This is a genomic window from Paenibacillus sp. FSL K6-0108 (genome assembly GCF_045040695.1).
GTDB lineage: Bacteria > Bacillota > Bacilli > Paenibacillales > Paenibacillaceae > Paenibacillus > Paenibacillus pabuli_B.
Genome location: NZ_CP150288.1, coordinates 5,583,847 through 5,605,337 on the forward strand (window position 1 = coordinate 5,583,847; position 21,491 = coordinate 5,605,337).

The window sequence follows — 21,491 nt, forward strand, 5'->3', positions numbered from 1 at the left end:
AATTGATTTACGCCATTTGACTTCAAGAAGGAGCTACATCCATGACTAGCTTGAACCGTGCCGGCAGATCGATCTTTCTGCTATTCTTTGTCGGCATTATTGCCATTTCGTTTTCTTCCATCTTTGTACGTTGGTCTACAGCCGACGTCGCCGTCATTGCGATGTACCGACTGTTCCTCACCAATCTGCTGATGCTGCCTTTTGTGTGGAAATACCGGCATGAGATGATGCGTTTAAACTTCAGACAGTGGGCTTTACTGCTCGCATCCGGCGTCATGCTGGCACTGCATTTCCTGCTCTGGATGGGATCGCTTCGGCTCACGAGTGTAGCCAGTTCAACGGTCATTCTCGCTTTGGAGCCTATATTGATTCTTGCCGGTTCCGTCTGGCTGTTCAAAGCCAAAATCAACCGCATGATGATCATTGGAATGGGCATCGCCCTGCTCGGATCGATCGCGATTGGAGCTGGAGATTTCCAGCTGGCAGGGACAGCGCTGCGAGGAGATATTCTTTCTTTGCTCGGGACGATCGCTGTAGCGGTACATATGCTGCTAGGACAGTTTTTGCGTGCCGGACTCAGTGCCTTCTCCTATAATTTCTGGGTATTTTTCGTAGCTGCCTGTACGCTTGCGGTATATAATCTGGTTAATGGTCACCCGTTTGGCGGTTATGCGGCTTCTGAGTGGGGGATTTTCCTGTTGCTCGCCATCGTGCCAACGATCTTTGGACATTATCTCTTCAACTGGCTGCTGCAATATATGAATGCCACGACCGTATCGATGGGGGTTCTGGGGGAACCTGTATTCTCCTCTCTGCTGGCCTGGATGCTGCTCGGCGAATCTCTCAATGGACTTCAAATGTCTGCTGGGGTTGTCATTATTTTCGGGGTATGGATCTTCATTCGGTATGGCAAAACCAAACCACAGCCCATTCCTTCAGATGCTCCTGTAGCTGGAAAAGGGCCAGTCGAACCTACAGTGGTGTAACTTGCGTTTGTATTCGAATATTTGTAAAAAACAATCGGAACCTGTGAATCTGCATTACGCAGCTTCCGGTTGAATCCATCCCATTACATATAAGGCGGTGTGTTTTCATGAAAAATATTGTATCCATGCGCTGGCTGCTTGCCAGAATGTATGAACCGGATGTCGTCATTGCCGATTGCCGATTCCTGCTCGGTCAACCGGATGCCGGACGACAAGCCTATGAAGCTGGACATATTCCAGGTGCTGTCTATCTCGATCTGGAAAAGGATCTGTCCGCTCCTGTATCTACCCACGGAGGACGTCACCCGCTTCCAGATCCGGCTGCACTGGCAAGTCGCCTCTCCAAAGCTGGTATCGCCTCGAATGCACGCATTATTGCCTACGATGACCAAGATGGTATGAATGCATCGAGGCTGTGGTGGTTACTTCGTTATCTGGGACATGAGCAGGTGTATGTCATGGATGAAGGCTTCTCTGCCTGGCAGAATGCCAAGTTTCCAGTGACTACCGATGTGCCGGTTCAGATTCCAGCTTCGTTTGAGGTGAACGTGCAGCCAGGACTCTTGGCAAGTGTGCAGGATGTACAAAAAGCCTCTGCTGATGGCTCAGCTGTGCTGATCGACTCCCGCGATGCCCGCCGTTATGCCGGGCTGGAGGAACCGATTGATGCCAAGGCCGGACATATTCCAGGGGCAGTGAATTATTTTTGGAAAGACGTGTTGGATTCGGAGGGGCGTTGGGCAGGTGCTGGGGCGTTGGAAGAACGTTTCAGTAAGCTGGACAAGGATGGTGCAATCATCGTGTATTGTGGCTCCGGCGTCTCCGCCTGCCCGAATGTGATTGCGCTGGAAGAAGCGGGATACACTAATGTGAAGTTGTATTCCGGGAGCTGGAGCGACTGGATTAGTTATGAGGAGAATCCGGTAGCTACCGGCGAAGAAGTTTAGGATTTTGATACATTGTGGATGATTTGGAATAGCTAAGCGAAAATGCCGCCTGGGTCTAAGGACTCGTGGCGGTATTTTATCGTGATTTTTTTCCTATTCAATACGAGCAGCGGTTTTGGTAGGAATTGAAGAGTGAGGATAAGCTGTCGACTTTGAGAAACGTGTATAAAAGATGGCTTTAAAGGCGTCATGGGGCTGATCTGTTTCTGCTGAGACAATCGGCACTGCCATAGACGATGAGTAGGAGAATTTTTCGCGCACGATATTGAGGCGATATCGCTTATTACGCCTCGGTCTCACGTCGAATACAAATCCGAGAAAAAGACCGTCCGAACTTTTCCTTCTTGGTATTATCCCCTTATTCTCTTATAATGAGTAATTTAGCGACCAATATACAATTTTAAGGAGATGGAGTATGAAAGAGAGTAGGGTTCGCTTTGCCACAAAGTTTTTGATTGTAGTAGCTATGATTTTGTTTAGTTGGTTGCTACCGATCACGGGTGGGAAAGCAGAAGCGGCACAAGAGCGGTACAAATCGGAATTCGAATTTGAGTTCAAGTATGAGGAAGAAGCATCCAGAGTTATACCTCAGGTTCGGGTAACAAAGTTTTATTTTGATGACGGTCGTGTGGAGACTGAACTTCATGAATTTCCAAAGCAGGCACAAGCTGTATCGAAAGATGCTCAATCTTGGGAGACCGCACGCAAAAAAGATGATCCAGCGCTGAAGAAAACATTCTATCCAGGCTGCGGTTGGGACTTTGGCACACATGTGCTGGATACATTGAAAGGTCCACAAGCTTTTACAGTTTATTGTGATTCAACGACAGACAAACAACCAAATGCAAAAGGTGAAAAGGAGTCAGTAAGCAATCATGTTATCTATAAATATGATCTCGAGCGCAACCTTCTAAGCGTTTTGAATCAGGTACAAACGTTCGGGGAAAGCCGGCCTCCGTTCCAAATGTATTATGACTTTGGAGGCTATACCTTGCAAGAAGGTAACGGAGAAATAAACTATGAAGAACGAAATATCCGAGTCTATTCACTGCTCAGTAACAAATTGCTGGCGCGTATTGCTGAATATCCACAGGTAATTGACAAAACCTTAAGATACTCCGAGTACACAAAAATATCCAACGATCCAAAAATTCTCGCTAAAATCGGAAATTATGTAACACATAGGAATAATAATTACATAGGAGAAACAATCATTTTGAATTCAGACGGAACCCGAACAAAAAGCAAGATTCCCGCCGCACTACCAAACAATGTTTTTTATGAAGATAAAATTGGTTCAATAACTTATGTATCCTATAAAAATCCAAAAAGCGAAAATCGCATGGTAGGTTATCGAACTTCTGCAAGTGCAGCAATCAAGCCACTATCCCGCGTAGATGCTTCAAGTTCGATGTGGTTCACTAAGTACAAGCGTTACGTTCTGATTCGTCAGCAAACAGCCAAAGAAAAAACAATAAGAATAGTTGATACAAAAACGGCAAAAGTTGTATCCGAAATTCCGGATATCGGCGGTGGAATATATAAGGAAGTTGGCGATTCAATTGTTTTATTCCAAGTCGAAAAGAAAGATTTCTACCTGCACTTGCCAACAGGAATTATTACCCGTAATATGGAGAATTCTCAATTGGTACAAGCCGATACAGGTGGGTACACGGGCGACCAATCGAAACTGATCTCCATGCAGGCTCCACCACAAATGCTCGTAAACGGCAAACCGATGCGTTATGCCGGCCAAGGCCCCTTCCTGACCAAGGACAACCGCTGGTACGTTGAAGTGAATGATTTTGCAAAGGCAGCGGATGCTACAGTGTCCAAAACTTCCAGTGGATTGACGATCAATCGTGGTAATTACAAAATGACCGTCTCCAAAACCGATAAAACGGTATTAACCTGGGCTGGGCAGACCTTCGTACCGTTGGAGACACTGAACGAAAAATTGGGCATGGCTGGAGGTTTCTTGAATTCCCTTTTAGGTAAAGGCTACGAATACAAAGTGCTCCATGTTTTTTCCAAGGATCTGAAAGAAGCAGATGTGATTGCTCGCCCTGATCTGTATGAGGCCATCGAAAATGATTCAGGGAATTATTATTCAATGGAAAATGGCAAACCTGCCGCAAGGCCGTTGTCGGAAGCCAACAGGTATTATTATGATGGAACTAATCTCATCTTCAAAGATGGCTTACTCGTAAATGTAGCTTCTATTCACAATGCAGGTGGGCGCACGTTGCGAAATATTCTGTTCGATATAAATAAACTGAAGCATGTCATTGCCGTTTATGGAACGCCGAATGCAACCAAGACCGGAGGACAAATGGTACGCTGGTACGAGGTGGATGGTAACGTGCTGGTATTCGAAAGTAACACTAATTTGAACGGTGCTTATTATATTTCACGATAAACAAGAGAAAAGATTCTGTGTTTCAAGCCCGTTTCCTAATAAGGACTCGGGCTTTTTTTATTTAGGTTGAAAAGAATCCCGAGTCCCCGCTTTCCATAACCTAATCACAAAATCACTATGACTAACCTATTATCACACTCTAAGCATAACAAATTATGGGTGCCGTCGAGGAAGAAAGAACGGTTGAAAGGCCAGTTGCCCGTGCAGTTTGAAATCCCTTCGGGTTGGACGGGAGTTGGAGCGTTAGAAGAACGTTTCAGCAAGCTGGACAAGGATGGTGCGATTATTGTGTATTGCGGTTCCGGCGTATCCGCCTGCCCGAATGTGATTGCGCTCGAAGAAGCGGGATACACCAATGTATTCCGGAAGCTGGAGCGACTGGATTAGTTATGAGGGAAATGCGGTGGCAACGGGGGAAGAGGTTTAAGTTTCGATTAGGGAATACAAAAAATTGAAGTGTCTAAATTGATGTCAATAGAGAGTCGACTTGCATGCAAAATAGGGGCCGGGTCACTCACTAACATGAGTACCCTGCCCCTTGCTTTAATATACATATGAATATACAGACCTTAATCAACACTTTAACAGATCGAAAAGAAACAGTCTATACTTTTGGAAAAATGTTCTATATATTTAGGTTGCTGGCCGGCAAAATACAGATGAAACGGAGCATAAATCAATGATTTCCAACAACCATCTTACTCATGAAGAATTACAGGATTATGTGTACAAAGTATTTGGTGCCGGTTACCTCATAACGCAGAGTGCAAGAGTTCATGGAGGCGCACAAAAAGCCATTTACAAAATGGACTGCAAGAATGGTTTTACTTGTATGTTGTATGTTTGGGATATTTCCAGCAACTATTTTCAGGAAGAGATCTTAAATGAACCCACTTTCCACAGTTCCTATGGCAGCGAACTTTTCTCTTTGAATACTCGCTTTCTCGCTCAACACGGAATTCGAACACCAACCTTGTATGATCTGAATAACGATAGAGACCGGCACGCTTATGATTTTGCTCTTGTTGAATATGTAGATGGACAGAAAGCCGAAGCCTATTTCCAGCATAAAAACCACAACGATCGGGATATATTGTTTCAACGAATCAGGGATATGTTGTCTACTATGCATAACATCCAAAGAAATGTTTACGGAAATGCCAACGATAACAGAAAAAAGGCCGAGCCTTGTCACAAAGTTCAGCGGTTGGATGCGGAAACAGCCTTATCCTATGCATCCAAGCACATGACCGATATTAGGAAAAATGAAGAAAGGCTGCTTGAGAAACTTTATGAATTGGAAGCAGCGATTCAACTCAGAGATCTCTATAGTTTCATTCATGGAGAGCTAGGTCCGGATCATATATGGATAGATCATGCGATGCAACCATGCCTTATTGATATTGAGGGCGCAGGTTTCTTTGATCTCGAACATGAGCATAGCTTTCTGGAGTTTCGCTTTGGAGACTTTTATCACTACTTAAAAAATAACGATCTCGACCCGGAGCGGATGACATTTTATCGATTTTGCCATCATTTATCTTTGGTATCAGGAGGGTTGAAACTGCTTCATAGACAATTCCCCGATCAGCAATTTGCTAGAAATCTCGCGGAGTATCATGCCAGATGCGCAGTTCAGATGCTTATGTGATAAGAACCATACACATGAATATGGATATAAGTCTGGAAGGAGATGTGAGCATGGAATTTATGTACGAAGATGAAAGACTTGCTGTGAGCGTTATTCAAGCCATTCACACTGGAGATATCCCATCGTTACAGCAACTGCTGGCAGAGCATCCGGGATTGGCAAAGATAAGAATCTTGGAAAGAAAGCCTGACAACATAGATTCAGACTCTAGTACCTCTCGAACGCTGCTGCACGTGGTGACGGATTGGCCGGGGCACTTCCCTCATGGAGCGGATACCGTACGAGTATTGACCAAGTTCGGTGCGGACGTGAATGCTCCTTTTGTCGGTCCACATATCGAGACACCTTTGCATTGGGCTGCAAGCTCCAATGACGTTCAAGTGCTCGATGCCCTTCTTGATGCAGGCGCAGACATTGAAGCGCCTGGCGACTGGAAAGGAAAAGTCCGCCATCTTTGCGGGCTTTTTTTATCGTGCGTTAATAACGAAACGTTTAGCGCACGGAATCGCTTTTCCAAAGGTCGGTTGGCATTGTCTCTGCTTCGTCTTCTTGGCCGTAAAGCTTCTGCATATGCTGCACATGTCCGGCTCCCCAGTCGCTCATGGTTTGGAGCACAGGCTTCATGAGTTGTCCGTACTCCGTAATCGAGTATTCGACCTTTGGCGGAATTTGCGCATACACTTCACGATGCACAATGTCGTGATATTCCAGTTCTTTTAACTGCTGAGTCAACATCTTTTTCGAAATATCCGGAATGGCTTTTTGTAATTCACTGAACCGCATTGTACCGTTGTTCAAGAGCCGCAGTAGAATCAATGATTTCCATTTGCCTGTGAGGATGTCCAGCGCGGTTCCGAATTTGCAATACACCGTCATTCTTTTTCCTCACTTTCTGGCCATGTCAAGGTTTACTTTTGGTTACCTGGTTAGGATAAAGTGCCTACTTCCTGATTGGCCTTACTCACCTTAGTATAGAGGCAGATGTCGAAATCGAACAAGTGAGGGGACAAGAAAAGATGAATGTGACGTTATGGATCGTACAAATCATATTGGCGGCAGGCTTCATATATTCGGGATGGATGAAAACCGTTCGTATCGAGTCTTCCAAAACGACATGGGCATGGGTAAATGATGTGCCAAAAACTCTCGTTGTTCTGATTGGAATCGCAGAACTACTTGGAGCGCTGGGCATTGTTTTGCCGTGGGCGATGGATATCACTCCGGTACTTACGCCGATCGCCGCGATTGCTCTGGCTGTAGTCGCACTGCTCGGAATGCTGTTTCATATTCAGCGAAAAGAGTACCGGGAGATCGGCGTGAATATCCTTTTTGTAGTTCTCTCGTTGATTGTTGCCATCGGAAGACTATGAAGGAGAATCGGAGGAACAACCTGATCTCCGCGGCCCAGCCGCCTTGGAGGGAGCACAAGATGCTGAGGTGAATCCCGGTAACTGCGGAGAGAGAATAGTTACATGTAGCCACCAGAAAACCCGCGATCTTCGCGGGTTTTCTGACCTTGACTATGAACTGCTAACCATTAAATATTGCTTCAACCGAGCCTTGGTTTCGGTATATGGCATGTAGATCATGATCCGGCGATCCGGGTCATTGGGGAATTGCAGCGTAATGTGGTCAAACTCCATGGCACCAAGGTTGGTATGGTGAATTATTTTATAACCATCAAGGGTGCCCGGTGTTTCGTGACACGACCATAACCGAGTGAAATCGGGACTTACTTTCTTCAGATCATCAATTAACGTTTGGAACGAGACATCCTCCAAATAGCGGGCCCTACCCGTACGGAATTCGGTGACGATCCTTTGTGCGACCGCTTCCCAGTCCTCAGAACCTTCTCTCCAGGAAGGAACGGTAAAATGACGCCAGATCAGATTGTAATCATGCGGCGGTGACGGCTCGTTAATCTCTAATACTGCATCAGCTGCCCTGTTCCAGGCGAGGAAATCCCACTTCTTCCCGAGCACATAGGCCGGATTCGGATTAAGTTCGTCCAGCATCTTCTGAATGGAGGGGTCGATCCTCCCATCTTCTGCAGACATGTGAGGCGGCAGCGACTCTCCAGCCAAAAGAAAAAGATGCCTGCGCTCATCGGGCGTCAGCTTGAGCGCGGAGGCCAGACTCTCCAGCACGCCTACGGAAGGCCTGATATTCCTCCCCTGCTCAAGCCTCGTATACCATGAAGGTCCTATGTTGGCGAGCTGGGCAACTTCCTCGCGGCGCAGCCCTTCTGTTCGGCGACGATGACTGGTCGGCAACCCGACATCTGGGGGAGAAATCGAACTTCTTACTTTACGCAAGAACTGTCCCAAGGCCAAACGTCGTTCGTTATCATCCAAGAATAAATCCTCCTTATCCTGACACTCGGAAGCCTAGGCTCAAGAAAGCTCTCGTCCCGAGATAATAGCCGAAGTATACTCAAGGTGCTTGAAGATTACAATATGCCAGCGGCAAAGGAGAATGGATATGGTTAACATTTCAGAGGAAGCATACATTTCAGGAAATATATTGAGCGGCAAAGTGGCTATGGTGACGGGAGCCAGCCGGGGAATAGGCGCTGCAGCCGCCAGATTGTTTGCAGAGCAAGGTGCATCCGTGATGCTTGTTGCTAGAACGGAATCCGAGCTTAGAAAAGTGACAGAGGATATCACGACAGCTGGCGGTAACGCAGATTACGTCGCAGCCGATCTATCCAGTGCAAACGGAATTGAGCAAGCGGTCCAGGCAACCATTGAAAGGTTCGGACGACTTGATGCCGCTTTTAACAACGCCGGAATCGCCGTTCATATGTCTTCACTGCTCGATGAGACCGAAGAAGCTTTTGATCAGGTGCAGGCTGTAAACTACAAAGGCATCTGGTTGGCCATGAAAGCACAGATCAAAGCCATGCTGGAAAGCGCCGGATCAGGCGCGATCGTCAATACCAGCAGTGTAGGCAGCCTAAAAGGCAATGCCGGTCTGGGGTCTTATGCAGCCTCCAAACGCGGAGTCAACAGTCTCACCCAAACAGCAGCCATCGAATATGGTCCGGCAGGCATTCGAATCAATGCGATTGCGCCCGGAACCACGCTAACCGAGATGATCCAGCAATGGGTAGCAGTCGATCCCGATATTATTGAAAAAATCAGTGCAATGACGCCCCTTCGGCGCGCCGCTGAACCGATGGAAATTGCTCAGGCAGCAGCCTGGTTACTAAGTGATAACGCCTCCTTCATTACTGGAGTCATTTTACCGGTAGACGGTGGGCTAACCGCGTAAAGCGATTATGCTCCCCTCTTCCCCATTTCAGATTAAATTTTAACTATATATTGTTAGGCAATATTTAAATGGCCGTGCGGAGCTTGTATCGCGGCCTTTTGCTGCTGTTCTTTTTCAACCTATAAAACGGTATGCGCACCTGCTTGTAACAAGATTCACAATTGCACATGCCTATCGGTAACGTGTAGGACATAGGTCTCTTTTTCACCGTGTTTCACAGAAATACCTTTATAACTGAGATAAAATCAACGATAAATAACAGTGAGCACAACAGTCTCCCATGTGCAGAGTCATGTAAATCTTTTGCCCATGAGAGGAGTTGCAGACGAAGAAATCCAGCTCACGAGAACGGGAAATTAAAGAATGTCCTGCCTGAAGGGTGAGAACAAAAAAGGAGTAGTGATATGAAAAGAAAGCTTCATCGAAAGCGCAACACTCGTAACCTGTGTACTAATCTGTTGCTGTCCATCCTATTATGGATCAGCACCATCCCGCTCTGGCCTGCACCTGCAGCTCAAGCCGCGGAAGCGCAAAATGATTTAATATCCCTGAACAGACCCGTCTATAGCTCCTCGTCATTGGGCGGAAATACAGCGGATCACGTCGTGGACGGCGATGAGAATACTCGCTGGGAAAGTGTATGGCAGCAGGACCCGCAGTGGATCTATGTCGACTTGGGTGCAAGTGCAGACATCTCTAAGATTGCTGTGAAATGGGAGAACGCATATGCCACAGCATTTGACTTCGAGGTATCCGAGGACGAAATTCATTGGCAATCCGTGTATTCGACGACCAAAGGCCAAGGTGGCTGGACGGAAGCCGAGGTTAAGGCCAAAGGGCGCTATGTGCGCTTGTTCAGCCACAAGCGGGCGCAGCAGGCCTACGGCATCTCCGTCTACGAATTCAATGTATACGGCACGGGCGGAGCTAACCAACCTCCTAAACCGAAAACAGCCAATCTGGCTCTGGATAAAAAAGCAACCGCGTCTTCAGTAGAAATCGACGAACCGAGCAGATCGGCTGAGGACAAGGCCAAAATGGAAGAGCGGAATTACCTGGCACAGAATGTAACCGATAACAGCAGAGATACGCGCTGGTCTTCCGTTTACAAGGATCAAGAATGGATCTATGTGGACCTTGGGGAAATCCGCCAAATCGGGCGCGTATCCCTCCAATGGGAAAACGCTTTCGGTCGTGCATACGATATCCAGGTTTCGGACGATGCACAGGAATGGACAACCGTATATCGCGAGTTGAACAGCTCCGGAGGACGCGACGATATTCCGTTATATGCTGAGGCACGTTATGTGAAAATGGCGGGCCACGGCAGAGGGACAACCAGCGGGTATTCGCTGTATACGTTTGAGGTTTATGAATATCTCGAAGGCGATACAAAACCCGTTTATGATATTCCCACGATTCCGGAGGCTTCTGCGGTGCAGGTCGGCGCGGGAAGTTACGCCATCAACGATATTACGATGCTGCAGCCAAAAGACCCGAAATACCGCACTTCCAACCTAACCTCCCCGATTCCGTCGAATGGTTGGTGGCAGTCGATTCTCGTTTCCAATCTGGGCGACGGAAACAGTCTGGTCACTCTCCCGCTAAAAAGTCGCTATACCAAGCAGGGCCTTCATATTTTGAATCCAGGGGAAGGCTATGTTTCTAGCGACGGCGCATCCATGGATGCCGATGGCGAACCCGATTTGATTATGACGACAAGCAACATGAATCCGGCCGATATCGTTACAAAGGTCGCCGACTATGGTGATTATTCCGTAAATATCATCATGAGCGATGATGATACGGCCAAGATGAACACAACATTTGTGAAAGGTTCACCGTTCCTGTACAACACCTTTGAAAATCCCGATGCGATCGTCCTTCGGTCTCCCAATATTACGCGGCTGTTCGATGATCAGAATCAGGAGATCCTGCTGAAGGATGGAGAAACACTAACGGCAGATCATATCGGAATCGAAGTGACCAATCAGGATAAGGCGCCGAAACCGCAAACCTTTGTGCGAAGCTATGGGGTATTCGCGCCCGAAGGCACCGTGTTCATGAAGCTGGGCAATACGATCAAAATTAAGCTGGGGCAAGGCGGAAATTACCTGTCGCTGGCAACGCTTCCGTCTGCAGCGCAATTGCCGGAATATTATCAGCATGCCTATGCTTTTGTGACAGATACGCGGGTGGATTACAATTATGATGAGCACACCTCGCTCGTAACGACCACCTTCAACTCCGTCACTGAAACGAAACGGCCGGACTTTTCACCGGAAACGCTGATCGCCTTGTTTCCACATCAATGGAAGCTGGCGACCACACCGCTAACGGAACTGACTTATCCTTCGATTCGCGGACTTATGAAGGTAAGTGCAGGCAACTCCTTTACAACACAGGACCGTTTCTACGGCATCATTCCACAATTCGTGGAGCCGGACGATCCTACCTATTCCCGTGCGCAATTAACGAGTTATCTGGATCAGCTGGATGCCGATGTTTCGGGCAATTTGATGAGCGAGGACCCCTACTGGCAGGGCAAAAAACTTCATCCACTAGCACTGGGAGTTTTGATCAGCGACCAATTGGGAGATACCGAGCGACGAGACCATTACCTCTCCGTGCTCAGAACCATTCTGACCGATTGGTATACTTATTCGCCGGATGAACCTCTCCATTCGTATTATTTCTATTACTCGGATGATTGGGGAACCGTCTTCCCTTACGGCAGCGGGTTCGGGGTTAACACCGGACTGACAGATCATCATTTTACCTATGGATACTATGCTTTTGCATCAGCTGTACTAGCAACATATGACAAAGAGTTTTTACAAAATTACGGAGACATGGTTGAACTCTTGATTCGGGATTACGCCAATCCTTCACGGACAGACGATCAGTTTCCATGGCTCCGCAATTTCGATCCATATGAGGGGCATTCCTGGGCAGGCGGTTACGCAGACAACCGAAGCGGAAACAACCAGGAAGCCGCAGGTGAGGCCCTGTTTAGCTGGGTCGGTCAATATATGTGGGGCGAGGTTACCGGGAACAAAGCGTACCGCGATACGGGTATATGGGGCTTTGTGACTGAGGAAAAAGCCGCTGAGCAGTACTGGTTCAACTATGACCAGGATAACTGGCTGAAAGATTACAAGCATGCAACCGTGGGCCATGTCTATGGCAGCGCTTATTTGTACGGAACGTATTTTTCAGGTGATCCGGAGCATATTTACGGCATTCATTGGCTGCCGCCAGCCGAGTGGATGACCTATTATGGCCGTGATCCGCAAAAAACCAATGATCTCTACAATGGACTTATCAAGGATCTGGGTGGTCAGCCGGAACGCTCATGGGAGCATATTATATGGCCATTCCAATCCATTGGCGACCCGCAAGGCGCTTTGGCCAAATGGGATACAAGCCGGATGCAGCAAAATGAAGTATTTAATGCCTATTGGTTCATTCACAGCATGGTTTCAACGGGAACGCGTACGATGGATATCTGGGCAGACGATCCAGCTGTAACCATCTATGAAAAGGACGGTGTCTATACGGCGCAAATCTGGAATCCGTCCGATGCAGTCAAGACTGTACGCTTCTACAATGCCAATGGCGCTTTGGGTTCAGCTACCGTGTATGCCAAGGCGCAAGTGAAGGTTAATCCGCTTGAAAACACTGTGCTGGAGCAGCCGGATGTTTCCAGCGGCATTCAATATCTCGATCGCAGCAAATGGATCATTACAGCTTCCTCCAGTTCGGAACCAGTGCAGCATCTGATCGATGGTGATTTGGCCACCCGTTGGTCCTCCGGACAACTACAGAAGCCCGGAGATTGGCTCCACATTGATCTGGGAGACGAGCAATCACTGGATACGTTGTTCATGAACTCTGGTACGAATTGGGGAGATTATGCCCGCGGTTACGAAATCTACATTTCCCAGGATGACAAAAATTGGAACGAGGCTATTGCCCGCGGTACGGGGACCTCACCGAGTCTGGCAGTCGATTTGGGGATGCAAAAGGCGCGTTACGTAAAAATCGTGCTGACAGCATCTGCAGATAGTTGGTGGTCCATCTCCGAACTGAAACTCGCCAGGTTCGGCAAACCTGCGGAGACACCAGAATTGCCGCTGCCTGGATCACTCACAGACCGTTCCTCCTGGATCGTAACGGCTTCCTCCACACAAGGTAGGGATGTAGCGGCCAATATGCTGGACGGAGAACGCAATACCCTCTGGACGAATGGCCGCAAGCAGTCAAAGGGACAGTGGATCAAGCTAGACCTGGGACAAACAAGCCGCTTTGATTCAGTCGAACTGGACTCAGGCAATGCAAAAAACGACTATCCGCGAGAATATCGACTGTACGTTTCTAATGACGGTGAAAACTGGGGTAACCCGGTAGCAGGTGGCGAAGGAACATCTGGAGTAACGTCCATTACGTTCCCTGAGCAAAATGCACGTTATCTGAAAATCGTACAGATCGGCGAGGCCGATCTATGGTGGTCTGTCTCCGAACTATATGTTCATCATTACGGAATTGGCAAACAGAAACGCTTACTGCCAAATGCATGGTCCGTGACCGCTTCTTCGGGAGAAGGGGCAGCTGCTATGCTTGATGGCAACCAGGAAACACGCTGGACCTCAGGTCAGGAGCAGGCTGGCGGCGAATGGATTCAATTGGATCTGGGCACTCCGCAGCCCGTGGATCAGATTGTGATGGACAGCGCCCACAGCAGCGAGGACTACGCGCGCAGCTATGAGTTGTACACGTCTCTGGATGGCGAACATTGGGGCGAGCCGGTGGCCTCAGGAGAAGCTCAAGGAGCAGTCGTAACCTTAGCCTTTCCACTTGAAACGACCCGCTTCATTAAAGTAGTGCAGACAGGCATGGATTCCCACTGGTGGTCAGTTGCTGAATTAAAGCTCTATACCGCCGACAATTCACTGTGGATACCAGATGAAGACGATGCTCTGCTCCCCGCTGAACTGGATCGCACTCGTTGGACCGTGACCGCTTCTACGTATGCCGATGCCACAGCCATGCTTGATGACGATCTGAACTCCCGCTGGACATCTTCCGCAGGACAAAGCGCGGGTCAGTGGATTCAACTCGATCTGGGGAGCGTACAGAGCTTCAGCCGATTAAGCATGGACTCAGGCGGCAGCAGCAATGACTATGCCCGCGGATTCCAGATACTAACTTCCGAAGACGGAGAACATTGGAAACCGATTGTGGATAATCAAGGGACAGGCGCAACTATTATGGAATCCTTCCCCAGACAAACGGTGCGGTATGTGAAAATCGTATTGACCACGGACACGCCTGAGTGGTGGTGGTCGATTGCCGAATTGAAGCTTTATCATTAAATACGATGGATGATGCATAAGTGTTATGTACTAACAGCCTCTGTCCCCTGCTTTGCAGGACAGAGGCTGTTTCCTGTGTTTATAGTGGAATAGTCCACAGGGCAGGGTATTACTTTACTATGCCTGATGCTTGCTGGATTCCAAGCGGGCTTCAGAGCTGTTCTTTTATCGTTATAACAATGTTAGATGAAGTTATTCTTCATGCTGTTGGCTCCCCCATCTCATTCTGAACCTTAAAGATAGAGCGGATATAATCCTGGGCACTTTGGTTTATCTCTTCATCTGTTGCCTGAAATGATGCACCGAAGACTGCAAAATACGGTAATGCGATTGCGCCCACATGATTGATGCTGGCTTTGAAAGGTGCAATCACCTCATCTACAGTAAAGGAGACGGAACCTTCCGGCGAGTAATTTTCTTTTTTATCACCAATGGACATGGCGAGGCTCAGCTTTTTCCCGTGCAGTTTATTGCCTGATGATCCATACGCCCATCCGTAAGTAAAAACATCATCAAACCACTTTTTGAGCAAAGGCGGATAGCTGTACCAATATAGCGGAAACTGCAGGACGATATGATCATATGCTTCGAGCAGCTTCTGCTCTCGGGAAACATCGATGTTCCAGTCAGGATACGCTTCGTAAATCTCATGGATTTTAATATCGCTTGAGTGTAGCAGCAGCTCCTCTTTCCATCGCTGATTCACTCTCGAAACCTCTATATTGGGATGTGCTAGAATGACAAGTGTTTTCATGGTTAACATTCCTTTCTCGGTTCAACTTCAAACTTCTTTTTTTGAATATGGCCATTATCATATAAGCCTGGGCAAAAGAAAATACACACTCGAAAGTAAGATGGTTACTTCAAAGTGTGTATGGACTTCATCAGCCATATTGTGAGAAAATGAATATTTATACCACATCAACAGATGTAACATGAACGAGGTGAACGGTCATGAAACAATATAACCTTGGAATTGAAGCGACACTCGAAATCATTGGCGGCAAGTGGAAAGCGCTAATTATATGCTTATTAATGTCAGGCGTGAAAAGGACAGGCGAGCTGCAGCGCAGTATCGATGGCATTTCACAGAAGGTCCTGATTCAGCAATTACGTGAGCTGGAGAGGGACGGTCTTGTCAGAAGACATGTGTATCAACAGATGCCGCCAAAAGTCGAATACAGTCTTACGGAATATGGAGTTACTGCTAACAAGATTGTGGATGTGATGTGTGCATGGGGACGGGAAAATATAGCATTAAGGCAACAACAAGGAGAAGACATTGTACTACTGGAAAATAAAGAACCTGCTTTTTGAGATGGTAACCACAGACTGACAATTTGAGAAAAGGGAGCATTTCAATTGAAAAACTATCTTGTATTCGGGGCCAGTAAAGGATTAGGAGATGCATTTGTCAGAGGTGTGCCTGAGCAGGGCGACAAAGTCTGGGTCGTGTCTCGCACGAAACCTGATAACTTGAAGTTGGACGATGGTATTGAGCGCGTATGGATACAGGCAGATCTGTCCGATCTCCATGCAGCCGAATTGATCAACGATAAGCTTCAGGACGAAACACTCGATGTTCTCATTTACAATGTGGGCATTTGGGAGAAAGAGGGTTTCGAGGAACACTATACGTTTGATAAGGACACCCCCGCCGACATTAGTAATCTGATTCATGTGAATATAACATCCGCTATTGTTTGTATTCAGGCATTATTACCTCACCTCAGACAATCAGCAGCAGGCAAAATCATCCTTATTGGCTCGACTGCGGGTCTGAGCAATGCGAACAATACACAAGTATCTTTTGTGGCGTCCAAATTTGCCATTCGTGGGGTTACAGAGGCCTTGAGAGAACATACAAGAAAAGACCGGATCGCGGTTACGTGTATCAATCCGGGAGAACTCGCGGCCGAAGTTCCATATGAAGATGGCACTGACCGCGCTCTTTCCGAATATAATGGTACACGCATTCCTCTTCAGGATATGGTTTCTATCGTAAAATGCATCGTCAGCCTGTCCAATGCAGCCTGTGTAAAAGAAATTAATATTCCGGCGATCACGGATTTGAACGCATAATTGAAATACCATGGCCATCGTAAAGAATGATAAAGAACCATCATAACAACCAGCCAAATTGTGAACTGCACCCCAATTGTTAGACACCATCTAACAATTGGAGGTGCAGTTTTTTTGTCAAAATTTAATTTAGACTTGAAAATAGAAGCTATTCATCAATATTTATCAGGAAATGAAGGGATTAAAAGCATTGCGAAATCCTTAGGAATTAATCATGAAATCCTGCGTATGTGGATCAAGCAATACGAATATCACGGTTTAAAAGCTTTTGAAAAAACCTATACAGCTTACTCTCTAACCTATAAACTAGACGTACTCAACTATATGAACGAAAATGGGATCGACGCCCTAAAACCAAAGATAAAGGGGCGTCATCGTATGACGGATAAGAATAAAAAAGGACTTCAAAAGCAAGAACCTGCTGAGGGATCGGTTGAAGCTCTACAAGCTGAATTAGAACGTTTGCGTATGGAAAACGCCTACTTAAAAAAGTTGAATGCCTTAGTTCAAAACAAGGAAAAATCACCAAACAAGACAAAGCGCAAGTCGTCTATGAATTAAGGCTTGAATTCCCGGTGGTTGCATTGTTAGCGTTCGCTGAAGTCCCACGTAGTACCTTCTATTACTGGGTGAAGCAGTTTGACAAGCCCGATCTAGACGCAGTTCTAAAACTCCTTATTCAATCCATTTATGAGGAACATCAGGGGCGTTATGGATATCGTCGTATCCGTGATGAACTAGTTTATCGCGGACACCGAGTTAACCATAAAAAGTACTACGTATCATGAAAGTAGGCCTGCAATCAGTGGTGCGTATGAAGAAATATCGTTCCTATAAAGGAACAGTAGGTAAGATTGCACCCAACGTACTGGATCGTAATTTTCTAGCAGAAAAACCAAATGAGAAATGGGTTACGGATATTACAGAATTCAAGTTGTTTGGAGAAAAGATGTATTTATCACCTGTTCTGGACTTGTATAACGGTGAGATTATTACGTACACAGTAGGGTCTCGCCCTACGTATTCATTAGTGTCCGAGATGCTAAATAAAGCCTTTAAACGCTTGTCCAACGAGGATAAACTCCTCCTGCATTCGGATCAAGGCTTCTAGTGGATTACGCGCACTTCCTAATGATATATGTTACTTGATCGTCTGACACGACGATTCACGACAATAACAAAAGCCCAGCAAGGAGAGATGAAGATGACTCATCCTTATCACCCCGTTCATTCACCTAATTTACAGCCTGAGTTACATCGCCCATGGTACAGTTGTCATGAATATCCTCCGAGCAGGCACCTGGAATCTCATGTTGCTTCTTATTGGACAATGCATTTTCAACCCGTCCCCGATAAGCAAATCCACTGGATCATACCGGACGGCTGCATAGATATCGTCATTAATCTTTATTCCCCATCCAGCCAGAAGGCCGCCCATGTTACTGGGTTGACAACTCGTTCAGAAGTGCTGCGCTTTTCGAAAGCTCGTTCGTTATTCGGTATTAGAATCTATTCGGAAGCGGCCCGGGCAATTTTAAAGTTCCCCCTTTCGATGTTTCAGGGACAACGTGTTTTTCTGGAGGATGTTTGGGGTTTTGAAGGGTTGTATTGGGTCGAACAAATCCTCACTGCGGAGACAACATCGGACATCCTCGCGATTGCCGATCGTCAATTAAGCAAAGTGTTGGCGAAGAGTAATGCGGCTACTCCCCCTTTGGTGTCTCAAAGTATGCAGATTATTTATCATAATAAAGGAAATCTATCCGTTACGGATTTAGCCGAGAAGGCCCACTGCAGTGAAAGGCATCTCAGAAGGAACTTCAAACAGGAATTGGGTTTAAGCCCTAAGGAGATGCTGGGAATCATCCGATTTCAAAGCACACTAAAAGAGTTCTATAAGAAAAACTACTCCAGTTTGACGGATCTTGCGCTTCTTTCTGGCTATTACGACCAATCCCATTTTACGAATTCTTTTCCGCGTTATTACGGATTGCCTGTTAGACACTTAACGAGATCGTGAAAGAAGTCCGTTTTTTCCTATTTGACGGCCGATCGTACGGATACAATGATGACGTAACATGAATTCATACGATGGGAGCTGGAAAGCATGGCTATTAAGCTGAAGAGAATTGGAATTTTCGTGGAAGAGATGAAACGGGCTTTGGATTTCTATCGGCTCTTGGGATTTGAAATACCGGCGAGTGCGAACGACGAACAGCATGTTGAGGTGGAATGCAACGGATTGATCTTGGCTTTCGATACGAGGGAAACGGTGCAGACGATTCTGGGCAGCTTACCGGAGCCGATTGGAAATCGAATGGAGATTGCTTTCCATTTAGACAGCCGTGAAACGCTGGATGAATCGTATCGCCGATTGACGGCGCAAGGATATACTCGGCAGCTAGAGCCGAGCGATACGCCTTGGGGCGAGCGCTATGCTATTATAAAGGACCCCGACGGCAATTTGGTTAGTCTCGTCGCTTGATTCCTGATGGAGTGGAAAGGACTGGCCGAATAGTACTTATTTTAGATTGACGGAATTTAGAAAAGGGCTGATATTTTTCAGTCCTTTTCATCATGCTGCAGCTGCGCAGCTTTTCACGTTGATGTGGTTGTCTTCGTTACCCGCTGCAATCGACCAATGGTGTCCGCTTTGGTGCTGCCTCATGAACCGGAACCGTTCCTCGAACGTAGACATGATCCTGATCCATAGACACGGATATGTCACGCAATCCTGGCGCCTTCCATGTCATTTGTACGGGCAGGCGAGCCTCAAAGCGGTACACTCCGTCCACATCCCTTTTCCATTGGGCACTGATTTTTCCGTAACGGGTGACCACCGAACCTTCCGCCCACTCAACTTCGGTCACTGGGCTGGGACGGAGCGTAACTTGCCCGTGACCCGCCTTAGAAATATCAATCCCAAGCAGCTCCCTATTTAATAAATACGTCGGTGATGCCCCCCAGCCATGGCATAAACTTATCGGAACAGCGTCCTCCAAATAGGTTGGCGTAGTCGAAAAGGGGAGGTTCGGATCAAAGGTTCATCACATAAGCTGGAATCATTGGCCAACGCATGCCTTCTATAATCCCATGCATCAGCATGAGAATGGTAGACAACCCAAATCCAATAAGCAAATTACGCTGCGTCTTGTTTTTCGCAAATAGAATCCGACCCACCACCAAAACATTAAAAACCACAAACAAAACTTCTAAAAACCTCATAAGCATTGAACCTCCACGTTTATAGTAAGCTGCTGGCTAGCTAATTCGTAGCTTACAACCTCCAGTAAGTGAAGATTCAAGTCCTTTTGAAAAATTCGCATGTTAAAACGTGCTATCTGTGCTGGCAACAAAGTGGTAAACGTTTTATAAACAGCATAGGGATGACTTTTATTCACCTCATTTTTCAACCTCCTTACTATACTTTAGTCCTGTCCATACTGGGCTAGGGTCCTGGATCAAAACTGGGCTGGGGTTTGTTCTGATCAGGATAGATCCACTGTTATACTGCAAAGCGACATACATATTTTGATTAAAGGAGCTATCACAATGAGCACAAATTTTAGCACCCTGCCCAGCCCAAGTTCAGAGGAGGAACAAGTTCTTATTCAAAAAGCCAGGCGAGGGCTGCTCGTTTTCTTTGCCATACTCATTCCTCTCTCCATCCTCAGTTATGCACTGATGTTGAAAGCACCTATTTTCGGCCTGCTTCTCATGTGGACACCCGGCTTATCCTCCATCTTCGCCCGTGTAGTGCTGCGTGAAGGCATATCGGATATTTCCCTGCGGATTGGTGGCAAGCAGACACTGAAGTCGTTGCCCTTTATTTTGCTGTTTCCGGTCATCATTGGTTTATCTGCTTACGGTATCGCCTGGATTACAGGACTTGTTCAGTACGTTACACCGGACTCGTTCATTAAAGGTCCATCTGGTGTTATCCTTGCAGGAACTATTCTTTTTCAGATGTTTGCGGGTACTGCAATCGGTATAATCAGCAGTTCAGGAGAGGAGCTCGGCTGGAGAGGCTATATGCTCACTCGATTAATCAATGCCCGTGTACCTAGACCCGTGTTGACGAGCGGAATTATTTGGGGCGTATGGCATCTTCCCGTAATGCTTTTTGGAAATTATTATTCCGGTCCATATCCTGCCTTATCGGTTATTCTGTTTATGATTTCAGTGACCTCTTTCAGTTATCTGATCAGCCGCGTGCGCCTAACAACGGGCAGCCTATGGCCTGCGATTCTGCTCCATGCCTGTTGGAATGCTGTAATCCAGGATGCCTTCGATATATCTTCCAGCGGCAAGAACGTTCTGCTATGGACTGGAGAATCGGGAATATTAGTGGCTCTCGCCTTGCTGATTGCAGCATGGATCATGTCGAGAAAACCTCTTGTCATAAGACAGCTATAAACAATTGCTATAGGTGAGGATATGTAACAATTATGAAGATACGACGTTTTCACGTCAGTCCAGACCACCACTAACGCATGTCCATTCTCCCAATAATCACTTTGAAAAGAGTTATTGTTGGAATTTGAGGCTATGATGAACCTGATGTTGCCTAAGGAACATCTGAGTCTTGAGATTGACCAAAAGTCCGCACAGCAGCGGGCTTTTGGTATTTTCGTTCTGGATTTCTGGTATGCTGACTAACCTCTTATAAGAATAAAGGTTGGCAGATGCGTATGTGTTTTGTTTTTGTGGGCACGGGTATGGGCATTTTACATTGTTCTATCGACCAGCTCATCACTG

17 protein-coding genes and 3 pseudogenes are annotated in these 21,491 nt (G+C 46.8%); 15 read left to right on the forward strand and 5 right to left on the reverse strand.

The features are described 5' to 3' along the window. The first annotated feature begins 41 nt into the window (after positions 1-41). The 6 genes and pseudogenes from MHB49_RS25455 (at position 42) to MHB49_RS25480 (ending at position 6,629) form a co-directional block, all read left to right on the forward strand. Complete coding sequence (locus MHB49_RS25455) at positions 42-986, forward strand: DMT family transporter (protein WP_405153439.1); 945 nt, start codon at positions 42-44, stop codon at positions 984-986. Positions 987-1,093: 107 nt separating this feature from the next. Then, positions 1,094-1,933: a sulfurtransferase gene (locus tag MHB49_RS25460; protein ID WP_405153440.1), complete on the forward strand. Its 840-nt coding sequence runs from the start codon at positions 1,094-1,096 to the stop codon at positions 1,931-1,933. 415 nt (positions 1,934-2,348) lie between these two features. Then, a complete protein-coding gene (locus tag MHB49_RS25465; protein ID WP_405153441.1) occupies positions 2,349-4,352 on the forward strand; it encodes a hypothetical protein in 2,004 nt (667 codons plus the stop codon). A 246-nt stretch (positions 4,353-4,598) separates the two neighbouring features. After that, a pseudogene (locus tag MHB49_RS25470) lies at positions 4,599-4,779 on the forward strand (rhodanese-like domain-containing protein); the annotation flags it as partial. Positions 4,780-5,031: 252 nt separating this feature from the next. Beyond that, complete coding sequence (locus MHB49_RS25475; RefSeq protein WP_405153442.1) at positions 5,032-6,003, forward strand: phosphotransferase; 972 nt, start codon at positions 5,032-5,034, stop codon at positions 6,001-6,003. Between the two features lie 50 nt (positions 6,004-6,053). Beyond that, positions 6,054-6,629 (forward strand): ankyrin repeat domain-containing protein, encoded by a 576-nt coding sequence (locus MHB49_RS25480; RefSeq protein ID WP_405153443.1) that lies wholly within the window; start codon positions 6,054-6,056, stop codon positions 6,627-6,629. Positions 6,630-6,633: 4 nt separating this feature from the next. On the opposite strand, the pseudogene MHB49_RS25485 reads toward MHB49_RS25480, so the two are convergent. Continuing rightward, positions 6,634-6,879: pseudogene (locus MHB49_RS25485) on the reverse strand (winged helix-turn-helix transcriptional regulator); the annotation flags it as partial. A 140-nt stretch (positions 6,880-7,019) separates the two neighbouring features. Between MHB49_RS25485 and MHB49_RS25490 the strand changes: the two are divergent. After that, positions 7,020-7,373 carry a DoxX family protein gene (locus MHB49_RS25490; RefSeq protein ID WP_405153444.1) on the forward strand — a complete coding sequence of 118 codons (354 nt, stop codon included), beginning with the start codon at positions 7,020-7,022 and terminating at the stop codon, positions 7,371-7,373. Between the two features lie 150 nt (positions 7,374-7,523). Here MHB49_RS25490 and MHB49_RS25495 read toward each other — a convergent pair whose 3' ends face one another. Next, on the reverse strand, positions 7,524-8,357 hold the full coding sequence (locus MHB49_RS25495) for a helix-turn-helix transcriptional regulator (RefSeq protein ID WP_247898753.1): 834 nt from the start codon (positions 8,355-8,357) through the stop codon (positions 7,524-7,526). A 127-nt stretch (positions 8,358-8,484) separates the two neighbouring features. Here MHB49_RS25495 and MHB49_RS25500 point away from each other — a divergent pair, with 127 nt between their 5' ends. Continuing rightward, positions 8,485-9,276, forward strand: a complete 792-nt coding sequence (locus tag MHB49_RS25500; RefSeq protein WP_405153445.1) for an SDR family NAD(P)-dependent oxidoreductase — start codon at positions 8,485-8,487, stop codon at positions 9,274-9,276. Positions 9,277-9,680: 404 nt separating this feature from the next. After that, positions 9,681-14,651, forward strand: coding sequence for a discoidin domain-containing protein (locus MHB49_RS25505; RefSeq protein ID WP_405153446.1), 4,971 nt, complete (start codon positions 9,681-9,683; stop codon positions 14,649-14,651). A 199-nt stretch (positions 14,652-14,850) separates the two neighbouring features. On the opposite strand, the gene MHB49_RS25510 is transcribed toward MHB49_RS25505, so the two are convergent. Beyond that, positions 14,851-15,405 carry an NAD(P)H-dependent oxidoreductase gene (locus MHB49_RS25510; RefSeq protein WP_405153447.1) on the reverse strand — a complete coding sequence of 185 codons (555 nt, stop codon included), beginning with the start codon at positions 15,403-15,405 and terminating at the stop codon, positions 14,851-14,853. 200 nt (positions 15,406-15,605) lie between these two features. On the opposite strand from MHB49_RS25510, the gene MHB49_RS25515 reads away from it, so the two are divergent. The 5 genes and pseudogenes from MHB49_RS25515 to MHB49_RS25535 all read left to right on the forward strand — a co-directional run bounded on the left by MHB49_RS25515 (position 15,606) and on the right by MHB49_RS25535 (position 19,218). Then, positions 15,606-15,968, forward strand: coding sequence for a winged helix-turn-helix transcriptional regulator (locus MHB49_RS25515; RefSeq protein ID WP_405153448.1), 363 nt, complete (start codon positions 15,606-15,608; stop codon positions 15,966-15,968). Between the two features lie 45 nt (positions 15,969-16,013). Beyond that, positions 16,014-16,733, forward strand: coding sequence for an SDR family NAD(P)-dependent oxidoreductase (locus MHB49_RS25520; protein ID WP_405153449.1), 720 nt, complete (start codon positions 16,014-16,016; stop codon positions 16,731-16,733). Between the two features lie 114 nt (positions 16,734-16,847). After that, positions 16,848-17,841, forward strand: a pseudogene (locus MHB49_RS25525) (IS3 family transposase); the annotation flags it as partial. A 96-nt stretch (positions 17,842-17,937) separates the two neighbouring features. Further along, positions 17,938-18,753 carry a DUF6597 domain-containing transcriptional factor gene (locus tag MHB49_RS25530; RefSeq protein WP_405153450.1) on the forward strand — a complete coding sequence of 272 codons (816 nt, stop codon included), beginning with the start codon at positions 17,938-17,940 and terminating at the stop codon, positions 18,751-18,753. 87 nt (positions 18,754-18,840) lie between these two features. Next, the gene (locus tag MHB49_RS25535) at positions 18,841-19,218 is read left to right on the forward strand and encodes a VOC family protein (RefSeq protein WP_405153451.1); all 378 of its coding nucleotides are present in this window, start codon (positions 18,841-18,843) and stop codon (positions 19,216-19,218) included. Between the two features lie 136 nt (positions 19,219-19,354). On the opposite strand, the gene MHB49_RS25540 is transcribed toward MHB49_RS25535, so the two are convergent. Both MHB49_RS25540 and MHB49_RS25545 read right to left on the reverse strand, forming a co-directional pair. Then, entirely contained in the window at positions 19,355-19,735 is a 381-nt protein-coding gene (locus MHB49_RS25540) for an alpha-L-rhamnosidase C-terminal domain-containing protein (protein WP_405153452.1), read from the reverse strand. Positions 19,736-19,769: 34 nt separating this feature from the next. Then, positions 19,770-19,958: a hypothetical protein gene (locus MHB49_RS25545; RefSeq protein ID WP_405153453.1), complete on the reverse strand. Its 189-nt coding sequence runs from the start codon at positions 19,956-19,958 to the stop codon at positions 19,770-19,772. A gap of 327 nt (positions 19,959-20,285) precedes the next feature. Between MHB49_RS25545 and MHB49_RS25550 the strand changes: the two genes are divergently transcribed. Continuing rightward, entirely contained in the window at positions 20,286-21,149 is an 864-nt protein-coding gene (locus MHB49_RS25550; RefSeq protein WP_405153454.1) for a type II CAAX prenyl endopeptidase Rce1 family protein, read from the forward strand. The last annotated feature ends 342 nt before the right edge of the window (positions 21,150-21,491 follow it).

Coding starts and splice junctions, on each gene's coding strand:
- MHB49_RS25530 (WP_405153450.1), top strand. CDS start 17,938: ATGACTCATCCTTATCACCCCGTTCATTCACCTAATTTACAGCCTGAG.
- MHB49_RS25550 (WP_405153454.1), top strand. CDS start 20,286: ATGAGCACAAATTTTAGCACCCTGCCCAGCCCAAGTTCAGAGGAGGAA.
- MHB49_RS25460 (WP_405153440.1), top strand. CDS start 1,094: ATGAAAAATATTGTATCCATGCGCTGGCTGCTTGCCAGAATGTATGAA.
- MHB49_RS25455 (WP_405153439.1), top strand. CDS start 42: ATGACTAGCTTGAACCGTGCCGGCAGATCGATCTTTCTGCTATTCTTT.
- MHB49_RS25545 (WP_405153453.1), bottom strand. CDS start 19,958: ATGAGGTTTTTAGAAGTTTTGTTTGTGGTTTTTAATGTTTTGGTGGTG.
- MHB49_RS25505 (WP_405153446.1), top strand. CDS start 9,681: ATGAAAAGAAAGCTTCATCGAAAGCGCAACACTCGTAACCTGTGTACT.
- MHB49_RS25490 (WP_405153444.1), top strand. CDS start 7,020: ATGAATGTGACGTTATGGATCGTACAAATCATATTGGCGGCAGGCTTC.
- MHB49_RS25515 (WP_405153448.1), top strand. CDS start 15,606: ATGAAACAATATAACCTTGGAATTGAAGCGACACTCGAAATCATTGGC.
- MHB49_RS25500 (WP_405153445.1), top strand. CDS start 8,485: ATGGTTAACATTTCAGAGGAAGCATACATTTCAGGAAATATATTGAGC.
- MHB49_RS25475 (WP_405153442.1), top strand. CDS start 5,032: ATGATTTCCAACAACCATCTTACTCATGAAGAATTACAGGATTATGTG.
- MHB49_RS25465 (WP_405153441.1), top strand. CDS start 2,349: ATGAAAGAGAGTAGGGTTCGCTTTGCCACAAAGTTTTTGATTGTAGTA.
- MHB49_RS25535 (WP_405153451.1), top strand. CDS start 18,841: ATGGCTATTAAGCTGAAGAGAATTGGAATTTTCGTGGAAGAGATGAAA.
- MHB49_RS25480 (WP_405153443.1), top strand. CDS start 6,054: ATGGAATTTATGTACGAAGATGAAAGACTTGCTGTGAGCGTTATTCAA.
- MHB49_RS25510 (WP_405153447.1), bottom strand. CDS start 15,405: ATGAAAACACTTGTCATTCTAGCACATCCCAATATAGAGGTTTCGAGA.